Annotated in this window: 29 protein-coding genes; 5 read left to right on the plus strand and 24 right to left on the minus strand. The window is 33.1% G+C overall.

Annotated features, from left to right (window positions below; translation table 11 throughout):
• Positions 1 to 95: 95 nt before the first annotated feature.
• The 20 genes from F7O84_RS08150 to F7O84_RS08230 form a co-directional block, all read right to left on the minus strand.
• Positions 96 to 299: a hypothetical protein gene (locus F7O84_RS08150; RefSeq protein ID WP_151144056.1), complete on the minus strand. Its 204-nt coding sequence runs from the start codon at positions 297 to 299 to the stop codon at positions 96 to 98.
• Positions 300 to 2,054: a minor capsid protein gene (locus F7O84_RS08155; protein ID WP_192451696.1), complete on the minus strand. Its 1,755-nt coding sequence runs from the start codon at positions 2,052 to 2,054 to the stop codon at positions 300 to 302.
• Positions 2,041 to 3,423 carry a phage portal protein gene (locus F7O84_RS08160; RefSeq protein ID WP_151144058.1) on the minus strand — a complete coding sequence of 461 codons (1,383 nt, stop codon included), beginning with the start codon at positions 3,421 to 3,423 and terminating at the stop codon, positions 2,041 to 2,043. Before F7O84_RS08160 ends, F7O84_RS08155 begins: the two co-directional genes overlap by 14 nt.
• A gap of 5 nt (positions 3,424 to 3,428) precedes the next feature.
• On the minus strand, positions 3,429 to 4,862 hold the full coding sequence (gene terL / locus F7O84_RS08165) for a phage terminase large subunit (protein ID WP_151144060.1): 1,434 nt from the start codon (positions 4,860 to 4,862) through the stop codon (positions 3,429 to 3,431).
• Complete coding sequence (locus F7O84_RS08170; RefSeq protein WP_151144062.1) at positions 4,855 to 5,433, minus strand: helix-turn-helix transcriptional regulator; 579 nt, start codon at positions 5,431 to 5,433, stop codon at positions 4,855 to 4,857. Before F7O84_RS08170 ends, terL begins: the two co-directional genes overlap by 8 nt.
• 66 nt (positions 5,434 to 5,499) lie before the next feature.
• Positions 5,500 to 5,676 (minus strand): hypothetical protein, encoded by a 177-nt coding sequence (locus F7O84_RS18960; protein WP_192451697.1) that lies wholly within the window; start codon positions 5,674 to 5,676, stop codon positions 5,500 to 5,502.
• 5 nt (positions 5,677 to 5,681) lie between these two features.
• Entirely contained in the window at positions 5,682 to 5,990 is a 309-nt protein-coding gene (locus F7O84_RS08175; RefSeq protein WP_151144064.1) for a hypothetical protein, read from the minus strand.
• A 175-nt stretch (positions 5,991 to 6,165) separates the two neighbouring features.
• Complete coding sequence (locus tag F7O84_RS08180; protein WP_151144066.1) at positions 6,166 to 6,621, minus strand: hypothetical protein; 456 nt, start codon at positions 6,619 to 6,621, stop codon at positions 6,166 to 6,168.
• Positions 6,622 to 6,893: 272 nt separating this feature from the next.
• On the minus strand, positions 6,894 to 7,553 hold the full coding sequence (locus tag F7O84_RS08185) for a hypothetical protein (protein WP_207708047.1): 660 nt from the start codon (positions 7,551 to 7,553) through the stop codon (positions 6,894 to 6,896).
• Positions 7,554 to 7,703 (minus strand): hypothetical protein, encoded by a 150-nt coding sequence (locus F7O84_RS18965; protein ID WP_192451698.1) that lies wholly within the window; start codon positions 7,701 to 7,703, stop codon positions 7,554 to 7,556.
• A gap of 100 nt (positions 7,704 to 7,803) precedes the next feature.
• Entirely contained in the window at positions 7,804 to 8,544 is a 741-nt protein-coding gene (locus F7O84_RS08190; protein WP_151144070.1) for a hypothetical protein, read from the minus strand.
• A complete protein-coding gene (locus F7O84_RS08195; protein WP_151144072.1) occupies positions 8,501 to 9,376 on the minus strand; it encodes a hypothetical protein in 876 nt (291 codons plus the stop codon). The genes F7O84_RS08190 and F7O84_RS08195 overlap by 44 nt, the downstream gene beginning before the upstream one ends.
• 27 nt (positions 9,377 to 9,403) lie before the next feature.
• A complete protein-coding gene (locus tag F7O84_RS08200) occupies positions 9,404 to 9,727 on the minus strand; it encodes a hypothetical protein (protein WP_151144074.1) in 324 nt (107 codons plus the stop codon).
• A gap of 3 nt (positions 9,728 to 9,730) precedes the next feature.
• A complete protein-coding gene (locus F7O84_RS08205) occupies positions 9,731 to 9,997 on the minus strand; it encodes a hypothetical protein (RefSeq protein WP_151144076.1) in 267 nt (88 codons plus the stop codon).
• A gap of 66 nt (positions 9,998 to 10,063) precedes the next feature.
• Entirely contained in the window at positions 10,064 to 10,903 is an 840-nt protein-coding gene (locus tag F7O84_RS08210; protein ID WP_151144078.1) for a hypothetical protein, read from the minus strand.
• A 49-nt stretch (positions 10,904 to 10,952) separates the two neighbouring features.
• Positions 10,953 to 11,105, minus strand: a complete 153-nt coding sequence (locus F7O84_RS18970; RefSeq protein ID WP_192451699.1) for a hypothetical protein — start codon at positions 11,103 to 11,105, stop codon at positions 10,953 to 10,955.
• Complete coding sequence (locus tag F7O84_RS08215) at positions 11,092 to 11,289, minus strand: hypothetical protein (RefSeq protein ID WP_151144080.1); 198 nt, start codon at positions 11,287 to 11,289, stop codon at positions 11,092 to 11,094. The genes F7O84_RS18970 and F7O84_RS08215 overlap by 14 nt, the downstream gene beginning before the upstream one ends.
• On the minus strand, positions 11,282 to 11,842 hold the full coding sequence (locus tag F7O84_RS08220) for a hypothetical protein (protein WP_151144082.1): 561 nt from the start codon (positions 11,840 to 11,842) through the stop codon (positions 11,282 to 11,284). The genes F7O84_RS08215 and F7O84_RS08220 overlap by 8 nt, the downstream gene beginning before the upstream one ends.
• 135 nt (positions 11,843 to 11,977) lie before the next feature.
• Positions 11,978 to 12,175 (minus strand): MerR family transcriptional regulator, encoded by a 198-nt coding sequence (locus F7O84_RS08225; protein WP_151144084.1) that lies wholly within the window; start codon positions 12,173 to 12,175, stop codon positions 11,978 to 11,980.
• A 29-nt stretch (positions 12,176 to 12,204) separates the two neighbouring features.
• On the minus strand, positions 12,205 to 12,960 hold the full coding sequence (locus tag F7O84_RS08230) for a phage antirepressor KilAC domain-containing protein (protein WP_151144086.1): 756 nt from the start codon (positions 12,958 to 12,960) through the stop codon (positions 12,205 to 12,207).
• Between the two features lie 703 nt (positions 12,961 to 13,663).
• Between F7O84_RS08230 and F7O84_RS08235 the strand changes: the two genes are divergently transcribed.
• On the plus strand, positions 13,664 to 14,941 hold the full coding sequence (locus tag F7O84_RS08235) for an IS110 family RNA-guided transposase (RefSeq protein ID WP_151144088.1): 1,278 nt from the start codon (positions 13,664 to 13,666) through the stop codon (positions 14,939 to 14,941).
• Between the two features lie 85 nt (positions 14,942 to 15,026).
• On the opposite strand, the gene F7O84_RS08240 is transcribed toward F7O84_RS08235, so the two are convergent.
• Positions 15,027 to 15,233 carry a helix-turn-helix domain-containing protein gene (locus F7O84_RS08240; protein ID WP_207708048.1) on the minus strand — a complete coding sequence of 69 codons (207 nt, stop codon included), beginning with the start codon at positions 15,231 to 15,233 and terminating at the stop codon, positions 15,027 to 15,029.
• 199 nt (positions 15,234 to 15,432) lie between these two features.
• Between F7O84_RS08240 and F7O84_RS08245 the strand changes: the two genes are divergently transcribed.
• The 4 genes from F7O84_RS08245 to F7O84_RS08260 all read left to right on the plus strand — a co-directional run bounded on the left by F7O84_RS08245 (position 15,433) and on the right by F7O84_RS08260 (position 19,046).
• Complete coding sequence (locus F7O84_RS08245; protein ID WP_192451700.1) at positions 15,433 to 16,182, plus strand: helix-turn-helix domain-containing protein; 750 nt, start codon at positions 15,433 to 15,435, stop codon at positions 16,180 to 16,182.
• A gap of 774 nt (positions 16,183 to 16,956) precedes the next feature.
• Positions 16,957 to 17,586, plus strand: a complete 630-nt coding sequence (locus tag F7O84_RS08250) for a hypothetical protein (protein WP_151144092.1) — start codon at positions 16,957 to 16,959, stop codon at positions 17,584 to 17,586.
• Between the two features lie 34 nt (positions 17,587 to 17,620).
• Positions 17,621 to 17,833, plus strand: a complete 213-nt coding sequence (locus F7O84_RS08255; RefSeq protein WP_151144094.1) for an LITAF-like zinc ribbon domain-containing protein — start codon at positions 17,621 to 17,623, stop codon at positions 17,831 to 17,833.
• 148 nt (positions 17,834 to 17,981) lie between these two features.
• Complete coding sequence (locus tag F7O84_RS08260) at positions 17,982 to 19,046, plus strand: site-specific integrase (RefSeq protein ID WP_151144096.1); 1,065 nt, start codon at positions 17,982 to 17,984, stop codon at positions 19,044 to 19,046.
• Between the two features lie 55 nt (positions 19,047 to 19,101).
• Here the strand turns inward: F7O84_RS08260 and F7O84_RS08265 are convergent, their stop codons facing one another.
• From F7O84_RS08265 to F7O84_RS08275, 3 genes are read right to left on the minus strand one after another with little or no spacing between them, the layout of a single operon-like run.
• The gene (locus F7O84_RS08265; protein WP_151144098.1) at positions 19,102 to 19,875 is read right to left on the minus strand and encodes an ABC transporter ATP-binding protein; all 774 of its coding nucleotides are present in this window, start codon (positions 19,873 to 19,875) and stop codon (positions 19,102 to 19,104) included.
• Positions 19,868 to 20,755: an ABC transporter permease gene (locus F7O84_RS08270; protein ID WP_151144100.1), complete on the minus strand. Its 888-nt coding sequence runs from the start codon at positions 20,753 to 20,755 to the stop codon at positions 19,868 to 19,870. Before F7O84_RS08270 ends, F7O84_RS08265 begins: the two co-directional genes overlap by 8 nt.
• A 28-nt stretch (positions 20,756 to 20,783) precedes the next feature.
• On the minus strand, positions 20,784 to 21,854 hold the full coding sequence (locus F7O84_RS08275) for an ABC transporter substrate-binding protein (RefSeq protein ID WP_151144102.1): 1,071 nt from the start codon (positions 21,852 to 21,854) through the stop codon (positions 20,784 to 20,786).
• Between the last annotated feature and the right edge of the window lie 18 nt (positions 21,855 to 21,872).

A 21,872-nucleotide genomic window follows, 5' to 3' on the forward strand; every position in this document is an offset into this window, starting at 1 on the left:
TTTAGTTTAGTGTCTTTTCGGACATAAGAAAAAGCCGCATTTAAGCGACTTTTGAATATAAAAATACCACCCAACATTTATCTGCTAGATGGTATTTACATATTTGATATTAATTTATTTGCTTCTTCTTCTGTTATTTCACTATAAGCATCATAATAAGGGCTGTCACTATTAAAATACTTTATCATTACACCGCTTTCAACCCAACCTCTCCCTGGTATAAACCGCTGTTGGCTTCGCCCTTCTGTTCTAACAACGGAACCTCTATTTTCATTATCATTTAATTTGTAAAATTTCATTTATTTCACCCTTCCTATATTATCAGGCATAGTTAATTTATCCGATAACTCAAACATTTGATTGCGTAATGATATAAATTCTTCTGACTCTTCATCCGCAATTAATCGCTGTTTCTCATACAACTCATGTAGTTTTCCATTTTTCAAATCAAAGCTTTCTTGTGTATGGTATTGTAATTCAAATTTTTGACCATTTGGTGATTGTATAATGGTATTAATCCCTTTATAAGGGTTATCTTCATTCAGCCAACTATTTTTCACCTTAATTGTATTATATCCCATAGATGAATACTTATCAATGCTCTTTAATGTTCTATCTGCTAATTTCGTTGTATCTGCTCCAAATGTATATCTAAGAATGTCATTAATCTCATACTCATTATCCCCAGGCTTATAATTTGACCTTATCTTTCTTAAGTAAGAATCTTTTGTTTTAACTCTGTATTCAAGTCCCAACGTGTCCATACCAACCGTTTGGGCAACGTCTGTTACTGTTTTTGTTATTTCAGGTTCATTTTCTAAAACCTTGTTATAATAAGACATTCCCTTTACTTGTGCTTTTAGTATTCCATATTCATTTTCATTAGTATATTTTAGGTTTTGAAATTCCTCAATATCCTTTGGCGCGAGTCTCCCTAATTCTTTTTTGTATCGTTTAAACTGCTTTTTATCCGCTGTAAGGTTTTTCACTTTCTTCTCCATAAGCTGTGCATCAGGATTATCAGCAACATACTTTTTATACCACTGCTCGTATGTCATATTGGCAGGTACCAGCTCATTTTTTCCAGTAATCGGATTCCTTGCACGTCGTTTCATATTTGCCAGTTCTTCATCCGTAATATTACATATTGTTGTTGATCTACACCATGGATGCATAGGTGGACAATTGACATTAGGTTTTCTGTCCTTTACCTCGAAACGTTTGCCGTCTAATCCCTGACATTCCTTAGAAGTCTTTAAATCCAAGGTAGCAACAAAAATATAAGTCTCAATACCATTTTCTTCATAGGAGAGCATTTCCATTTCGTTGGCTATGAAATTTGATTCTGTTCTTACCAACCTTCGTGCAACACTGGAACCCTGCGCGAACTTATTTTGAATGATTTTAGCCGATTCTTTATTGCTTCTACCCGTTAATAAATCTATCAACAGTTCTTCTTTAATATCCTGTGCCAATGCCTGTGTATTATTCCAAATACGATTGGAGTAATTCTCTCCAATCCATTTTGAATTTAATAGCTTATCAATTTTAGTAGGACTTAATGCGCTAAAATTAAAACCATATCCAGTCATTTGCTGAATATCAAACATTGATTTATAAAAGCTTTCCTGTGCCAAGTTTACATAATGACTGATATTGAAGTTCTTTTCCTGTTGATATATATTCTTCATCAACAGACTTATTTCACTTTGTAATTCTTGTAGTCTGTCTATTCTTGCACGGTAAGCATATGACTCTAGTAGTTTAATAAGTTCTTTCTGTTCAACTGTAGTTGCACCAGCTTTTAACTTTTTAATTGCTTCCTCGATGGAAGTTCTATCATCAAGTGAATTCAACAGTTTAATGGCTTCTTTTTCTGTAAGCTTATGCTTTGAGACAAATCTATCAAAAATGGAATCTATCTCATAACTTATGTAGTTTGATGCTTTGTAATAAATTTGAGCTATCTTGCTGGCGGTTTCCTCTGCTGACTCCATGTATTCAAACATGTTCTGTGCTTTTCGCTTCTCCCAATATGCATTACTCTTCTTCATCTACATCACCATCCGGTGGATTGTTTGGTTGATTTCCAAACGCTGCTTGTTGACGTTTTACGGCATCTTCTTTTTCTTTATCTAGCCTTTCTTTTTCCATCTCAATATCTAGTTCTGGATCAAAACGCTGTACTCGTGTTTCCCATGATATGAAATCGGCTGTTTCCTGCGCTATTCTTGCAAGCAATTCATCATCCACTGGAAGAGAACGCTTCATCACAACATCAAGCTGTGTAAGGTCTGTATTCTTTGCTTTTACCGTATTGATATTACTAATAAGCTTTAATCTTTGCCGTAACCCCTTTTTGAAATAACGCTCTTTGGTCTTCCCTAATTGCTCTAATCCTAGTAGCTTATATTTCATCGCTACACCTGAAGCATTACCCACAAAGTTTTCATCAGTCAAGCAAGGAACTTTAGAAAACTCATGAATATCATCTTTGATGGCTTTTTTTAATACTTCAACTTCTGTCTCGTTCATATTCTTTACAAGCCATTTGGCATCTGCTCCCTCTGGAAGCTCTAATATTTTCATTTTCTTTAGTAGCTTTGCCGTGGCCGTCATTTCTTCTTCGGTATCTCCAAAGGTTACATTGCTTACTGCAAGTAATGCATCTACTAGCTGCTCTTTATCATTCACACGGTCAGATTGCAACTTATTATATGCATCTATTAGTGTTATGACTGGTTCAAAGTCCCCCCTCTCCCTTTTGTTGTTCTGATACTCTATGACTTGAATCCCTTGAAAGAAATGTTCTTTCTCTTCTGTTGGCATTCCAAAATCATCCGTTTCGAGCACATCACTGTGATAGGTTATTTCTTGATTTTCCGTATAGATTACAATATCAAATCCCTTGTCGTTGCCATCTATATCAACTACTTTGTTATAAGTACATGCAAACAACGGTTTATGCTGAACCGTATTATCTACAACAAGAAAACTGTTTAAAGGACTAAGGCAAGCAAGTAATGGCTGTGGTTTCTCTTCATCACTCATGTAATTTAATTCCAAACCATGGCCAAATATAGAAATATCCAAAGCAAGCTCATTGTTATGACTATCTTCATCTATAGCTGTGTAATGCTTATTTAATTCTTCTGCTCCGGTACCAGTATATTGAACTGGAACACCAAATACATATCCCACGGCCATATCTGTTATGTAAGCAGCATGATTGCATATTAGCTTATTGTTAGGCAAGGAATCATCGGAAAACTGGCGTGAGTTAATTGCATGTTCTCCATCATAATACTGGTCAAGTTTTTCAAATCTTGTTACTTGCTTTTTATGTATTTCGATGCACCTACGAATTAATTTACCTGGTATGCTTCCGTCTTTATTCAGGAAGTCTCTGTCCATCATAATCATCTTTATCACCTCAATCCTAATCTTGCTTTATTTCCAACAGACAATTTAGGTGTTGTTTCAAACTGCTCTGCAACACCTGTTGTTGCATCAGGACCATCATCATTTTTATTCTTACCTTCTCTTTGATATTTTGTCATTGCTTTATAATATTCTGGCCACTTGTCTCTCCAGTTTACTGGAAAGTAAATATGTTCCATTACCCATGTGCTGTTTGAAAGAATCCTTGCAATCTTATTTTTACTTTGATGAAACCACTTAATCTTGGTCTTATTGCTTTTATATTCTTGCGTTAATATTCTTTCAATGGATCTGGCAAAGCCACGTCCTCCATTATTACTCTCTATATCTGCAATATTAACGCGATTTTCATATAGCCTCTTGGCTGTCTCAGGCTCTGTTATTTCCATCGGTGCATTCGTGTAATAGACATCCAATACATAGGCTTCTTTGTTATAAACACCATAAATAATATTGCAGAGGTAATCGGTACCCTCATCAGCTGTATCACAATAGCTTTTAATTGATGTAAAGAGTAAATTTCCATTATCGTCTTTTGGTAGAGAAGTATATGTCTTAAACCTCGAATACAACTTACCTTTTAAATCAATTGGCTCCTGTTGATAGTTCGCACTTGCTATATCTTCTCCCATGGCCTTTATCTTCTCCATATAGGACTCATAAGACAATACCTCTGGGCAAAGCATTTGTTTATTCTCTTTATCAATGAGTGCTTTCATGCTTATATGGCGTATCTTAATACCTTGTGACTTATAGTAATCAAGTGCCCTTCCTGCTAGATCATCACTTGCCCATCTAGTCATAATAATGATAATCTTGCCGCCTTCTTCCAGTCGTGAAAGCATTGTATTCGTGAACCACTCCCAATGCTTCTCCTTAACGGCTTCGTTATTTGCTTCCTCTGCATTTTTTATCAAATCATCTATAATCATTAAAGAACATCCAAAACCTGTTGCTGTACCTGTTGGTGAGGTGGCCAGATAGTTGTTGTATCCTCCTTCCAAACTCCATAGGTTCATTGCTCCATCACCACGTTTTATTACTATGCCAGGGAACACATCGGAGTAAACAGGCTTATATTTATCTGCCTTTCCCTCCATAATGCTATTACGGACATTCTTTGAGAACATAGTACTTAATGTCTCATTGTAAGAACCCGTCATAATTTTTTGTGTTCTATCTTTTCCTAGAACCCATTCAACCAAATTACCTGCTGTTCGGCTCTTACCATGTCTTGGTGGTTCATTTACTACCATTACCTTTTCATCAGATTCAAGGAACTCTTGAAACTCTCTACATAGATGAACAAGATATTTTCTATCTGGTTTATAAAAGTCAGGTGCTTTTAGATTGCAATAAAAAAAGAACTCACGTCTTGCGAGTTCACATTTAGCACCTAATTGTATTAATTTATTATCCATCCTCTTTACCACCTGCCAATTTCAGCAGCTGCTCTGTTGTCAATTCCTTAAATGGATTATTTATCTCTCCTGATATCTCTACATTTTGTTTGTCTCTCCAATCATTTGGCTTTCTATTCTTTAACCAAAATATTTGGGCTGTAGTATCTGGGGCAACATCTTTTGTTTTTCTTTGGATCAGTACCATTTTCGTTTTTGGAAATTGTTCTCTTACCATCATCAGCTCTGAATCAGTGGCATCTGGATGCTCATATTTATACTTGTTCATAAATTCATCGAGCTTTTCAAAATACTCTCCTTGCTCCATAGCAACACTCATATACTTATCTTCGTTATACGAATAACCTAGAGCCCTTTTAAGCAAAGCATTCTCTACTTGGACATCAACAACTTCTTTGTTTCTTTTAAGGAGTTCAGAAAGTTCATTGTGTTCTCTTAAATATTTGTAAAACGTTGTTTTGCTAATTCCTAAATTCTTTGCTATTTGTTCATCCGTGAGCCCATTTCTTGCCCACGATTCAATCAATCCGAACTTTGGTTTTACTTTTCTATCATATTGTGAATATGCCATCAGGCTCACTTCCTTTCGTTTTGGAGTATGAAAAAGGAACCATCGTTCTGATGATTCCTTAAACTTTTATTTCTTTAGCTTTTTTAATCCCGTATTAATTTCTTCTAACTCATTTTTAACATAATATATATCCCCAGTATTACTCTCTGTTCCGCTAGTATTACTTTCAATTCTTATTAATCTTGAATCAATGCTATCCAAAGATTTAGAAATGTTTTTTAATAAAGCTATTACCTCATCCATATTATTTACTCCTCTTCATCATATGTATCTCGTACTTTACCAAGCGTAACATTTCCATGAACTTTAGCTCCATCACCGTTGTATATTTCAAAATCATACCCTGGATACTGTGCTTTTAACTTTTCTTTTAAAAATTTAACATTCATATTATTTTTAGTTCTGTTTCCAGCTTTATAGTTATTAGCTAAAAACAAATCTCCTCTAACATCCTTACCATCTTTAAAAAATTTAACATCAATTCCTTCTTGTTTATAAATAGTTTTTTCGATAAAACCCACTCTTGGCATATTTTCTCCTCCTAGTACTTTTACCACAATAATACACCTTAATATATGTTTTATCAACAAAATATTGCATAATTTTTACATTTTTTTAAATTAGTCTATACATTTAAAAGCACCCTACATCATCATTGTAGAATGCTTTTATTAACTTATCAGAATCCGGAGGAGCTAGCAAGCTATTAATTGCTAATACCATAATATCACATTAACTTGTTGCATGTGTTGAATCTTCCATTGACTTTAAAAACTTATCTATTTTTCTGGAAATACTACTTTTGTCATAACCTAGCTCTTCACCTATTTTCTCTAGTGACATATTATCAACAAATTTCATCTGTAATATGGATTTTATTTCTAGATCAGTAACTTTTTCTAAAAACAACTCAATATCAAGTTTCATATCCTCATATAGCTGCTCATTACCTTTCAAGTCAATTATTAACTGCTGAATTAACTCTTTACGCTTTTCATCCGATTTAACCTTAGGTCCCGATACTACAAAATGACATTGTGCAAATGGAAATCCAGGCATTGAACCTTTTACTACTCCATGCTCAGATTTTAAAGGATTTTTTTCATAGTACTTCAATTTTCTCCTCATACGCTTTATCTGTGATTCTAAATATGTATATTGAGCTAAATACTCCGCTGTAATTTTCATAATAAATTCACTCCTTCTATTCTTCTCTTATTTCTAGTTTTTTGGTATCACAAGATTCATTTATCATAATTCCCTTTTTCATCCAAATTTCGAACTGTCAGGCATGTTCTTATGGGATGTAGTGAATCACTACCCCCTTACTAAACAACAAAAAAGACCCAAACACGCAAAAAGCGAATAGGATATAGCATTATGCTATGTAATTCTCCTGTTCCTTCGTTTGTGTTTGAGTCTTGTATTTCTTCTCAAAGAGTTTTATTCAATTAGAATTCTTATTTTATAATCAATTGGGATTCACATTTCTTTTTTTCTATTGAACTGATATCTTCCAAATAAATAAATACCTTTTCCCTGTAGTCATCCACATCATACTTCAACACAACTGTTTCTTCTCCCGATTCATTGATTATACTTTTTTCATATCCAGTTAGAATTATATATCTTAATTTACAACTTTCATATTCATATCTATATAAAAATCCTGAATACACAACTGGTTTTGTCTTTAAATAAATTTTTAAGTATGTAAATTCTTCTTCATCATAATCTTTTATTAATTCTAAAGCAACATCTGTAATACATGTTCTTATTTTTAATATTGTACAGACTTTTTCTACAAATTTAGAGTATTTTATTTTATACCAAAAATAAGGCGTAATAAATGAAATACCTATAAGTGTAGCATTATAAATTATGTTTTTATTATTATCATAACCAATAATATAAATTAAAACTAGATTATATAAATAACTAATAGAAAATATTTTAATAAAAAATGCTTTATTATTTTTAATTGAATGAGACTCTAAAAAATTTATAATATATAATGATATCACTCCTGGATAAAAATATACTACATAACTGGCTAGAGTAGAAATAACAATATTTGCTTTTTCTGGTTCAGAAAATAACTTAATTAGTTCATCCATCAATTATTTTTTCGTGCCTCCATTTTTACCTGGCACCGGACTACTTACTGCTCTATGCTCCGTTGCTGCACTATGATTTGTCTTGCCTCCTTGAGACTTAGTTACACTACCTGATTGATTACCAGAATTTTGCTTACTGTACTTATTATCCATAAATTCCCTCCTCTGTAAATTACGATATACCATATTATACCATTAACCAAATATTACTAAAAGAGTTTTCTTACATTTCTACTATTTCCTTCTATTTTATTTAATACAAGTCAATCCCTACGTTTCTTAAAGCTATAGCATCTTGTTCATCAGCTCGATACATATCAACTTTACATCTATCCAAGTCAAATACATTACGATCAATAAGACGTTTCCTTGTTTCTTCATCAAGTCCCATGAAGCGATTTCTTATTTCTTGCCTTTCTTTTTCTATTTGCTCCATTTCCAATCTTCTTTTAACTTCTGGATCCTCAAAATAAAATAAGTCTTGATTGTTATTCTCTTCAATTTGCTTTTCAATGTCTTGAATATAAAACCTTTCATAATGTTCTTTGAATTCTCTTGCAGCTATATTTTGCTTACCTGTTTCAATTAGATTCCAAAGACAATCATACCCAACCACGCTTACTGCATATTGCCCTGCTTTATTAAATTTATGCAATGGAAGTTCTCGTTTTATAAATTCTCTCCACGCAAAAGACCAGTCATAATCAGGTCTTTTCAAATATGCTTGAATTTCTGAAACTGTAGGAAACCATTTTTCATTTTTAATTGCTTCCAAAATTGCTTTCCTTAACTCTTCACCTGTAAAGCCATTTAAGCAATCCCAATAAAGAGCTATCTCTTTCTTGTCATTTAAGGCATTTCTTCCCCTAAATGCAATATTAAGTTGTGTTACCATATCCAAAAATTCCTCAAAGGTAACTGTCAGTGACCTTGATAATTCCGCATCAGGTTTATTCGATGTATTGTTCAAATTCAAAATTTCCGTATTGTCCATTTTTAGCTCTCTCCTTTTCTAACAACTCATTGACAGTTGAATTATAATCATTGCTTTTTTGAGTTGGTGTTTTATTATTACCTTTGCTATTTTCATTCCCCCGTCTTATCCAATTCCGAATTACCAAATTATGATTTTTATATTTAGCCCCTTTCATTTCGATATATTCATCAAGACGTTTCACATATTCAGTAAAAATTTCATTTCCAAAGTCATTTAATAAACTATTCATTTCAGAATCATTAAGAAGGACATGTTCAAATTCTCCGAATTTGTGCTTAGGTTCTTTTTTCTTTTCTGTTTTACTTTTATTATCCCTTTCATCTTTCCGGTCAGGGAAAGATTTATCATTATTAATCTTATCTATATTATTATAGTTATTATTATCATTAATCTTATCTATATTATTATTGTGGTTCATTTTGATACAGGTATCTAGTTCATTTTGACCTAGGTGCTTGGTGCATTTTGACCTAGGTGCTTGGTGCATTTTGATACAGGTGCTTGGTGCATTTTGACCTAGTTCATTTTGCACTATCGCTGTATCATTTTGACCTACATTGATAATATCTAAATTAGCCACATAACACTTTGATTTATAGTGCTTTGTTTTATCTTCATAGATATATTTTAACTCTTCCAGATGTTTAATACTCCGTTTTGTGCTAGAATTATTAACACCTATATAGTCCCCTAGCTTGGAAGATGATATATAAAAATCTTGACCACTTTTATTGTAGCTTATGATAATACTTAATGTTATTTTTTCGCATAATGTCAGTTTTTTATTATGCAATACACTATATGGAATTGCCAAAAAATTTTTACTCACTTTTTCACTTCCTTTTTGTATTATCGACTAGCTTTTCCATGCTTTAAAATCCCTGTTTATATGAAATATTACACCGAAATTTTCATCTGGCATTGAATCAATAATAATAATATTTCTTTTAGCTAAACTCTTTATTGCTTTTTCGCATTCCTGTTGAGTACACTTGATATTTTCTGACATGCACTCAATTGGAATAGATAAAAATACACCTTTGACTTTATGTTCAACATGTAGTATGTACAATAAAACACGACAATTAATTTTACTTAAATTAGCACTATAAATAGCTTGAAGCATGCTTTCATCAATTTTAACATCTGAATCATATTGATTCGAATTCACTATGCTCATTATCTAATACCCGCCTTCTTCATCAAAAAGACAACCATCTGTTATTATAATTACTCCATTAACTCTATTAATTAATCCCACATCAAACAATAAGTTGTAGTCTTTTTCAGAAGCTCTTACCATCCTTCTTACTGCCGTTCCATTTAAAACATATCCTTCATCATCTGCATTTAATACTAATTGACAGAATAACATCTGTGCCCTTACAGGTAGTTCCAAAAAACTATCTGTACTTGTTGCTATTTTCATCATTTCTTTAAAATCATTCATTTCCTACACCTCTTTCTAAAATTATTTCAATGGGGCTAACAGGTGTACCTATTAACCCCATCATGTTTAAATATTCCAATCAATTTTAAGTTGATTCAATAACTTCATTTCCTTTGATGTATCCTTGTCCTGATTAGCATCCGGATGAAATTTTTTAGACAACACTCTATAGAACTGCTTAAGCATTTCCTTATCTTCCATACCGTGGTTACTCTGATTATTATTAAAGTAACTACCTTCACCACTGCCTGTAAAATACTTACTGTAGTTACTATAAAAATCCTCTTGATAACTACGGCTTTTTTCTTCATACTCTTTTCGTGCTTCGAAATTAGCCTTTACTTCTTCCAGCTTTGTTTCATTCATCAGATTGCCAAATACATCATAGATTGAATCATAAATACTCGAATCACATTCATAATTTTTACCAAACTCTATTTTATTTAGAGCATATCGAGTAGTAATATCCTCGTGTTTCTGGTTCACCTTATACTCTTCCGTTTGCATAAATTCATCTCTTATAGATTCTATTAATGGATTAAGCTTTTCTTCCACTATATCGTAGATAAGGCCAGCATCCACTCCTAATTTTTTAGCTACTTTATATATACCAATTTCACAACATTCATAGAGTGAAAGCATACCTGTAGCAAAATCATAATAATTTACAGTACATAATACATATTGCTTTTTCTTAACTTTCCCATCTTCTCTATAGCTTTGATGTATACTAATTTTATATGCCTTTTTAATAGGTCTTTCAAAGCGTTCCTCACTGAATCTATGGCAATAGTGGCTCAAATCCTGTCCATTAAGTGACATTTTTAATAAATAGGCTTCTAGCTTCTTTGGATAGCCATACATATTTGGTTTTTTTAATTTTATTTCCTGGACCACACAATACATTTACTATCTCTCCTATGTAGTTACTACGTACTAAAACATAGTAACATGTTTAATGATATTGCTTTTTCCTTACTTTTGGCTGGTAGATATCACCACAAAAATACAGATATCCACCACAACTACAGTTATGTTTTTCTAAACTATGATAAGTTCCACAGGACAGACATTTTTTAACACTAAAAAGCACGTTAGTTTTTGTCATTTGGATTCACCTGCTTTCTACGCATGCGTTCTATCCGTTTGCCCTGCATCTTACCAAAATTAAATGCTATTATAGCAACACTAAACATTCCATGTGATGAATATGCTTTTATAATTTTGCTGATAATTGCTGTTTCATCATCTGTTGGTGATTCAATAATAAACGCTTTTACAACATCATTCATTTAAGGCACCTGCTTTCTTCAATGCCGCTTTTTTTCTTCTGTCACGCTCAGATCTGACACCTTGAATATACCCAAACATGAATGGATTCCAATCAAAGAAAAATTCACTTTCACATGTATCAACTCTTCTTAATGCTTCTAGCATTGGGGCTGCTTCTCCAAAGGCGGCAACACTTTGCCTTTTAAGTATTTTTTGAAATTTTCGTGCTTCTTCTTCCTCTTGTTTACATTTTCTAATCCAATATACCGAATCTAAAACATTAACCATTTCCAATATATGCTTTTGGCTTTTTAAATTAGAGATGCGCTGTATTACGTCCCCCCTGTGCTCCCTATTCATTTCTAAATAATTTTCTGCAAAGGACTTGATGAATTCATAATTTTTATTATCGTAATTCAAAACAATCATGTCGTCTTCTTGGTCATAAAACATTGAAAGTGCCTCTATACTATCACCATTAAATACTTTTACAATCACTTCTTTTCTTTTATCTGATAAATCATCAATACCGCAGGACATAATTCTTAACTTATCATTTATCATTTGATACATAAATTTCCTCCATTCCTCTTGCATGGAGTATAAGTTTATGATATTATCAACCTATACTCCAACAAATTGACGTTTACGAGTTACTTGCCATTACTAAGGTGCGAACTTAGTTAATGGCTTTTTTATTGCTTTGAATCAATTACCTACAATAGCCTTAAGTTCACTTTCATCACAATAATATCTTTCATTAAAAAACTTCTTTGGGATACGGCCAGCTACCGTTATATACCCCTTGTTACTTAGCTCCTTATTAAGTTTTCTAATAATTTGATATGCCTTACTATCCGATATTCCTAAAATCTTCTTTACATCTTCAACTGTATAAAAACTCATAATTTATCCACTCTCTTTCTTGCTTTAATTCAGGCTGATTTTTTATCTTTCAAAAACTTGTTAATGAAATACTGTTGCCCCTTGCCTGTGACAAGCGTAGTTCTAGTCGGCTCACCATCCGGTCTTAAACCCTCTCTTATTTCGAAAAGTCCCATATTCATTGCTCTTTGCGTTGGCATTCTATGTCTTGAACCACCATAAATTAGATAGTCATTTTTATACATCCAATCAAACAATCTATTTTGACCTATATCGATACCGTTTTGTTTTAATATCTTTGCTAAATCACCAATCAGTATTGAGGTTCTAGAACCTGTCACCGCATCAACAAATCGAATTTTAGGTTCATTTTGCTTTGCCTCCAATAACAGTTGATTGTTATTACTCTTTAGTTCTTCAATTTTTTTATCAGCTATCTTTATTGCCCTTGCCCATAATTGTTCTGGTGAATTCCAAGCATTCTCAACCTCAATTAAATGCTGCCTCACTTTTTTACCATGTTCAGTTCTCTGCAGCATACAAATTTGTTTTGCCATATCAACTGAAAGATCATAATCCTCCACTTCTCTTGAGACATATCTGGTTCCCTCTAATTGAACCCGTACTTTTTTATATGGGGTTGAAAAATCTTTACCTTCTTCAAATCCGTACCCAGCATATCTTTCAAACCACTTACTGAATCTTTCAGTACCAGATATCCCATCTTCACCTGAAACCGAATCATATAAATCTCTTGCTGAAACTGTCGGTATATTTGTTTCGTAGTTGATTGTTAACTCGTTCATAGAATCATCCCTTTCCTTAGTTATCCTTTTAATTTGTTTATCCAGAACTATATCACGCAGTCTTATTTTTCGCAAACCCTTGTAAATACTGGCATTGTGCAGTTTTTCAGTTAGTTAAAAAACTCGACTTTATCTAACTAATTGCAGTTTCATTTTTTTCTTCCCATACAATAGCTAATATTCGCTTTGCTTGTTAGCCACCTTGTATAATTTAGTTAGTTAAATAAGAATTTAACGAACCAAGCTTTTTACGAAGGAACAAAACAAGCTTTAAATTTTGTGAAAAATTTAATTTCCAATTTCAATCAACTCTTTCATAGTTAATCCTCCTCGTATTATAAGTTTATAGACCTCATATGGAGGCTATAAACTTATTTTTATGATATAGGTATTGAATTTTAGATACCTACATAGTTAATAAGTTTCTTTATCATCATGGCCCCAGATGCTATACTTTGTTCATAAGAACTGTAGCTGTGGTTACTGCTTTATTCCTCCTGCAAAACTTCATGTTATTGCCTAGAAAGCATGCAGCCCTAATGCTACGCCAAGACTTATTACACAAATGCTGCATCCTGGTATCTAGCCACCAGCAGGGTATTTCTGCCAGAGAATGCTAATAACGCGAGGTTTAGGGTGGCGTAGTGATCTGGGATAATCCATGATTACATTCTTCATTTTATTTTGAAAGGTGGTGATTCCCGTGAAGAAAATCGATTACCTATCAACGCTGTTTGTTGGGATTGATATTGCATCCCGTTTTAATGTTGTGTCTGCCCTTGATTTCCATCAGGACTATTTCATAAAGATGAAACCAGTTCCTAATTCGCAGGAAGGAGCAGAACTTCTTGAAACAATGATTGTTGATGTTTTAGCTAATAACCATCAGTTCAAGTACGTCATTATCAGTATGGAGTCTACCGGCTTTTTTGGTGTTCATATCGCCAACTATCTTTCTGCCAGTGATAAACTTGCTCCTTTTTCTGTACATGTTTACTGCCTTAATCCAAAGGAAGTAAAAAACTATAAAAAATCTTTTAATGACTTAGGTAAGAATGATGGTATTGATTCTTTTGTTATTGCTGATTATGCACGTGTGGGGCGTATTACCATTAAACCTTGGCGTGGTTCCCAGTATTTAGCTCTTCAGCGTCTTACAAGACATCGTTTACATATCACCGAATGTATTGCCAGAGAGAAAACATACATGTTAAATAACATCTTTCTGAAATTCAGTGAGTATGCTTTATTGAATAAAGACGAGCATCCTTTTTCAAACAAATATAATGCTACTGCCAAAGCTATTCTGACCGAATTTACAACCAATGAAGATCTTGTAAATTCATCTGTCGAAGAACTAGTTGCTTTTGTCAACTCCAAAAGTCGCGGTCGCATTGTTGATCCGGATGAAACTGCTAAGCTTCTTCAAGCTGCTGCTCGTAATTCATATAGGCTAGATAAATGTCTTTATGAACCATTAACCATATCTATTGCTTCTTCTTTTAACTGCATCAGTTCCTTTGAAAAAGAACTGAAAGCGATTGATAAAGCCATACTTCAAACTGTTCAAGGTTTAAACCCTGATGAGTATACCGTTCTGAATTCCATTCCTGGAATCGGTAAAGTCTACTCTGCCGGTATCCTTGCCGAACTCGGCTCTATTAAAGCTTTTCAGAATTCTGATGCACTTGCCAAATACTGTGGTATCGTCTGGAATGATAACCAGTCTGGTGAATTTGAAGCAGAAGATAAAAAGATGAGTAAGGCTGGCAACCGTTACCTGCGCTACTACATCATCGAAGCTACTGGCAGTGTCATAAGAAACTGCCCTGAATACAAAAGCTTCTACAATAAAAAATATGTTGAAACTAGAAACCATCAACATAAAAGAGCACTCGCGTTGACTTCCCGTAAATTTTTACGTATGCTTTTTGGCCTGCTGGACAAAAGCCAACTCTACTCTCCGGATAAGAGTAGGTAATCTATATTAATCGTCTAACTTACGTTTTTTCTTTGAAAAGCCGTAGGTCTATTCAAGTTACCCTTTTCTATCAAAAACAATTCAATTATGTTCTTGACATATTACCAAATTGCTTTATCAAGTCTTCTACTGTTACACCTAAATAATCTGATACCATTTTGACCTTATTTACACCTGGTACTATCCTATTCCATTTATGTATATATCCTCGTGTAAAATGTAAATCTCTTTCCATCTTAGATATTGATACTTTTTTTATTTTACATTGGATTTTAATATTTTCTAAAATCAATACAATCACTCCTTTCTCGACAAATTACGCAATAAATTGCGTTTACCTGTTGACTTAATACGCAATATATTGTATAATTCATTTAAAATTTAGCTTTAAAACATAATAAATATACGTATTATATTGCGCTGTTATATTTCATTATACACATTATTTTGCGTATGTCAATACTATTATTTAAATTTCAAGGAGACAAATGATGGATTTATATGAACGAATTAAGCAGATTGCAAAGCATAGAGGAATTTCAATTAATAAGATGGAAAAGGACTTAGGCTTTGCTAGAAGTTATCTTTCTAAACTTAGGAGTATTACTCCTAGCAGTGAAAATTTGAACAAAATTGCAAAATATTTAGACATAAGCACAGACATTTTGTTAAACCAAAAACCTATTGATTATATTTATTACATAGGTAATCAAAATATAGTAATTGAATCAACCAAAAGAAATTCAAACGAAGACTTATCTTTAATAAGACTTATCGATGAGTTTCCGGAAACCGTGCTTCAAATATTATCTACCTTGTGTAAAAATGAGAGAATAAAAAATGATGCAACAGAAAAATATGTGGCTAATAAGCTAGAAATATCATTAGAAGATTATCTATTATTTGAAAACGATTCTAAAAATATTGGCGAAGATATAATTATCAATATACTCAAATTCTGGAAAATGGATATTTCTCTTATTACAGGTTATACAGCAGGACTTACCTTAACACTTAATCCCATTCTTGAAAATGCAAACAAAACTATTGATGATTTGACTGATAATGATAATTACAGAGAATACTTAAAAACTATAAATGAACTAAGTAAAAATCTTAACATCAAAAATATAATTAATAATAGTGATTTCAAAACCAGGCTCGAAGAGATACTTAAGGACAATTCAACAATTATAAAAAATGAACTACCAGCTGATAAAGATAATGGCGAAACAAAGTGACTTCGCCCAAATGTGGTCGAAAACGATTTTCCCCAAAATAATGCGAAACCTACTTTCCCAAATAATTGGGAATTATATTAGAACGGAAATAAGGTTTAACATGATGTCACTCCCTACATTCTTCCTACAGGAAGAGCTGCCGAAAATTCGGCCCCTTAGGAAAGAGCAAAATTGCACAGTCTGATTCTTCAAAGTGACAATCAAATGGTTGTGAGTGAGAGTTTTTCCAGACTGCCCACGAAATTGTGGTGAGTAAAACTTTTAACAGCCATCAATTTTGTTGAGGTCTACAAAACGATAGAATACAAAGAGGTGTGGCTCTCGCCCACACGTAGTAACGAAATTACCACATTGAACCAACGTGTGCATGAGACGCACACCTTTCGGACGTGCCTGTCACATCGACACGTTGACAATAATATATTTAACCGGGCAGCCGGTAGGGCGAGCATGCCCATCCGTCTCGAGTCTTGCGAGGGGGTGGTGCTCATGTATGTTACATATAGTGATCTATTTGCTTTTGTAATTATGGTAATTGCTATTTTAACCTTTGTTAAAAATGACAAAAAGAAATAGCCGCCCTGTTCTCTGCAAAAGTTAGGACGGCTATTTTTATAACGCTTTGATTTTTCGCCGAGACGGATAAGTTTGAGCTATCTTCCGGCTGTCTTGTTAAGTATATTATATACATAGGTTAACCTATATGTCAAGAAACCATCCTCCTAATTTAGGGGACAGCAACGAAAAAAGAATTAAGAAAGAGGGATAAAGAGTATGAGAAAAAGAGCAATATCGTTGTGTTTATCAGTTATTTTATTATTAATTTTAGTAATGAGTCCAATTTGTAATAGCGCCTCTATTGTAAATGCGGCATCTGATAAAACAAAAATCAAAACAACTATTAACAATTATTTTAAAGCTGCAAAGAAGTACGATGTAAAAAAGATGAATAAATACGTAAAGGATACCAAGAACTATAATCCATCGGAATTAAATGATTATTCTTCGTTGCGTAGCTATTTAAAAATAAGGAACAAGTCACTAAAATACTCTGTTCAAAAAATTAAAGTAGATAAAAATAAAGCAACTGTTACTGTTAAATGTAAATACTTAGATTCATCAACTACGTATGAATATGCATTTGCAAATCTTATCCTATTCGCATTTGCAAATGCAGATAAAAATTATTCAGATAAAACATTATTAAAAAAATTCAATTCCATCTTTAAGAAGTCAATCAAAGATAGTATGAGTGCTTATCAGAAAAAGTATAAAACTAAAACCTTTAAAATTAGTTTGTTAAAAGAAAAAGGAAATTGGAAGATAAATACAGTCACTTATGATCTGGCTAACTCCGTAACAGCAAATTATTACAAAGCTGTAAAATCTATGTCTTTTAATTAATCATATAAACAAAAGAGAAGGGAGAAATAAAACCATGAAATGTCCTAAATGCGGAGGCGAAAATATATCATTCCAAACCGTTTCTGAATCAAAAGGTACTGGTTGCTTTACACTATTACTTTATTTAATATTAGCACTAACAATTTTTGGATTACTTATAGTTATTCCATTAATGTTAAGAAAGAAAAGCAAAACAGTTACATATGGGGTATGTCAAGATTGTGGTAAACGATGGAAAGTTAACTAATTATTAAAAAACCGCCCCTACACCACTAGGAACGGTTCAATAGATGAAACTCATAAACCAATAAAAGGCTATGCAATATCACCATAATCAAAGATATTGTATCACATAGCTTTAATAAAGTACACCATAAACGAAAGGAAGATACAATATGTCAGCAACAAGGGATTTAGACAGAAACACATGGACAAGTCAATTTTATTATACTGACTGGCAAGGTAACAAGAAAAAGAAGAAAAAAAGAGGATTTGCTACAAAAAGAGAAGCTCTCGAGTGGGAAAGGGAATTTCTAAATAAACAAGAAGCTAATCCAGATATGAGCTTAGAAAGCTTGGCAGAATTATATATGGAGGATTTAAGTTCCAGGCTTCGCACATCTACTGTACAGAATAAAAAACGTATTATCGATGGCAAAATATTACCTTACTTTAAAAATAGGCCTATCAATACCATTAAGGCTACTGATATTAGAAAGTGGCAAAATATGTTGATTAGCCAAAATTACTCTGACACATACTTAAGATCAGTGAATGCTCAACTAGTAGCAATTTTTAATTATGCAAGTAAATATTATGATTTTAGAGACAACCCTTGTCGTAAAACAGAGTTGATAGGAAAAGATAGATCAGGAAGAATTGACTTTTGGACAAAGGAAGAATTTGAATGTTTTATTAAAAACTCATCTGGAAAGATTCACACTAAAACAGGACTTGAAGTCCTATATTATACAGGCATGAGAATTGGAGAACTACTTGCCTTAACTCTAAACGATATTGACTTAGAAGCAAAAACAATAAACATCAATAAAACACTGCAGCGCCTTAATGCAGAAGATATTATTACCCCACCAAAGACACCTAAAAGCAATAGAGTTGTTTTGATACCAGATTTTCTATGTGAAGATATAAAAAACTATATTGCCACACTATACGCCCCTGAACCTACAGATAGACTCTTCCCATTTAACCGTCAAACATTTTCATACGAGATAAAAATAACATGCCAAAAGACGGGAATAAAAAAAATAAGGATACACGATCTAAGACATTCTCATGCTTCCTTATTAATTGAATTAGGTTTTACTCCATTACTCATAGCCGAACGATTAGGCCATGAAAAAGTTGAAACCACACTAAATACTTATTCGCATCTATACCCTAACAAGCAGAGCCAGGTAGTAGATGCTCTTCAAAAACTTAAATTAGAGCCAAATTAGAGCCACTTCATATATTTATATCATTCAACCCCTTGATATACAAGGGGTTTGACTTTTAATTCCCACATTCAATACTAATCTGATTAAATCTATCTAAGATATCTTCTACCTTAATATTTGCCTTCTCACTTCTTGCCTTATCCACAATAGCTTCTCCTTGATGCATCATAATAAGACGATTTCCATATTCAACCGCGTATCTTAAATTGTGAGTTACCATAATTGTGGTTAGTTTTTTCTCCGATACGATTTTGTCGGTAAGCTCCATGATGATTTCAGCAGTCTTTGGATCTAATGCTGCTGTATGTTCATCTAGAATCAAAAAACGAATTGGTGTCAAAGTAGACATCAAAAGCGCCATGGCTTGACGTTGTCCTCCAGATAATGAGCCAACTTTAACCTCTAATTTATCTTCTAGCCCTAAGTTTAATTTTTTTAAATTTTCCTTATAAAAATCAATTCTCTTTTTATTTGTACCAGGCATTAAATTAAAAGGTTTTCCTTTGTTATCTGCGATTGACATGTTTTCAAGAATTGTCATATTAGGGCAAGTTCCCATAGAAGGATTTTGGTATACTCTTCCAATAATTTGTTGTCTTTTGTATTCTTTAAGATTAGTAATGTTTTTCTCATCTAAGATAATTTGCCCCTGCTCAATCGGAATGCTTCCACATATAATATTTAACATTGAAGTCTTACCTGAACCATTGCTACCTACGACTGAAACAAATTCTCCATCTTGAATTGTTAAATTAAAGTGATTAAAAAGGCAAGTTTCATTAATTGTACCAGGATTGTAATATTTGCTAATTTGGTTTAATTCAAGCATTTTTATTCACCTTCCTTCTCTTTTCCTGTGTAAAAACAAGGATAACTAAGAATAAGACTGCGGTGACTAACTTTAAGTCATTTGCTCCAAGTCCTATGCCAATTGCCAAAGCAACACACCCTTTATACAAAATACTTCCTATAATAACTGCTGTTGTAGCTTTTACAAAATGAAATGATTGAAAAACATTAATTCCTATGATTACACTTGCAAGTCCAATCACAACCATTCCTGTTCCCATAGTAATATCAAAAAAACCTTGTTTTTGTGCATAGACGCTTCCTGCTAATGCAGCCAAGCCATTTGCAAGACTCAAACCAACTATTTTCACAAAGCCCATGTCTTTTCCTAAAGTCGTCACTAATGTCTTATTATCTCCAACTGCCCTTAATAGGTATCCTGAACGAGTTCTTAAATAAGCATCTAACATTAATTTTAATAACAATATAATTATAATAATAAGTACGAGTCTTATCACCTTTTCACTGCCCTCAGCAAAAAAACTTGTTAGAAAATTTTTTGTGAAAATAGTATCTTTAGAAAAGAATGCTACATTCGCCTTTCCAGCAATCCTTAAGTTCACAGTATACAGAGCAGTCATCATTATAATACCAGCTAATAAATCTCTTACCTTTAATTTAACATGAATGATACCTGTAATCATACCTGCAAAGGCTCCTATCAAGAATGACACCAGTAAGGTTAGATATGGATTCACATCATTTATTATTAATATTGCAGTGATGGCCGCCCCCAAAGGAAAAGTTCCATCTACAGAAAGATCTGGAAAATCCAAAATCTTATAGGTTATATATACTCCAAGTACCATAATTGCATATATAAGTCCTTCTACCAAAATACTGTTTAGAATGTTAAGCATTCTTACACGCTCCCTTTAACTACTTTAATTAATTTTCTTCTATCGTCTTAAATATTTCTACTGCTTTGTCCACTAAATCCTGTGGTATCTCAATCTTTAAAGCCTCTGCTACTTGTGCATTTGCATAAAAACTTCCTTCTTCAATTACTTCGTAAGGCATCTCTGAAGCTTTCGCATCTCCTTTTAAAATCTTAGCTGCCATTGCACCTGTTTGTTTTCCTAATTCATAATAATCTAGTCCTACCGTAGCAAGACAACCAATTTTAACCTGTTCTATTTCGCTCCCAAATACTGGTATGTTATTTTCATTCGCTTTTTCCAAAATAATTGGTAGCGCACTTACAACTGTATTATCAGTCAAATTATTAATACAGTCTACCTTTGAAATCAAATCATCAGCTGCCAAAGGAATATCTGCTGCAGTTGCAATTGCACTATCTATAATTTCAAATCCATATTCAGAAGCCTTTTCTTTATATTCTTCCACGGAAACAGCAGAGTTAACCTCACTTGTAGTATACATAATACCAATCTTTTTGGCACTTGGAAGCAACTCTCGAATCATTTGTAATTGTTGTTCCACTGGTAATTTATCACTTGTACCAGTTACATTACCTTTTGGTGTCTTATCTTCTTGGGCCAACTCCGCCGCAACTGGGTCTGTAATAGCAGTATAGACAACTGGAATATCTTCATCTCGTGCTGCACCAAATGCACTTTGTGCCATCGGTGTTGCAATTGCACAAATAAGATCTACTTTCTTTGATACATAATTGTCTGTAATCTGTGCTGCTGTTCCTGTATCTGCATTGGCATTGTCATATATAAGCGTTAAATTTTTTCCCTCTTCAATCCCAGCTTCTTTTAAGCCTTCTATAAATCCTTCTCGGCAATTATCCAAAGAACCATGTTGTGCAAACTGACCGATCCCAATTGTATAAGAACCTGAATTCTCTTTTTGAGTTTCTTGAACATTTTCTTGACTATTTTTTGTTTGCTCAGTGGAGGATGCATTATTTTTTCCAGCGCATCCGGTTGCCATTGTCATAATTAGAGTCGTTGCTACCAATAATGAAGTTACATTCTTAAACTTTTTCATAATATTCTCCTTTAATTT

This window comes from Candidatus Galacturonatibacter soehngenii (genome assembly GCF_008830185.1).
In the GTDB taxonomy this organism is placed as follows: domain Bacteria; phylum Bacillota; class Clostridia; order Lachnospirales; family Lachnospiraceae; genus Lachnotalea; species Lachnotalea soehngenii.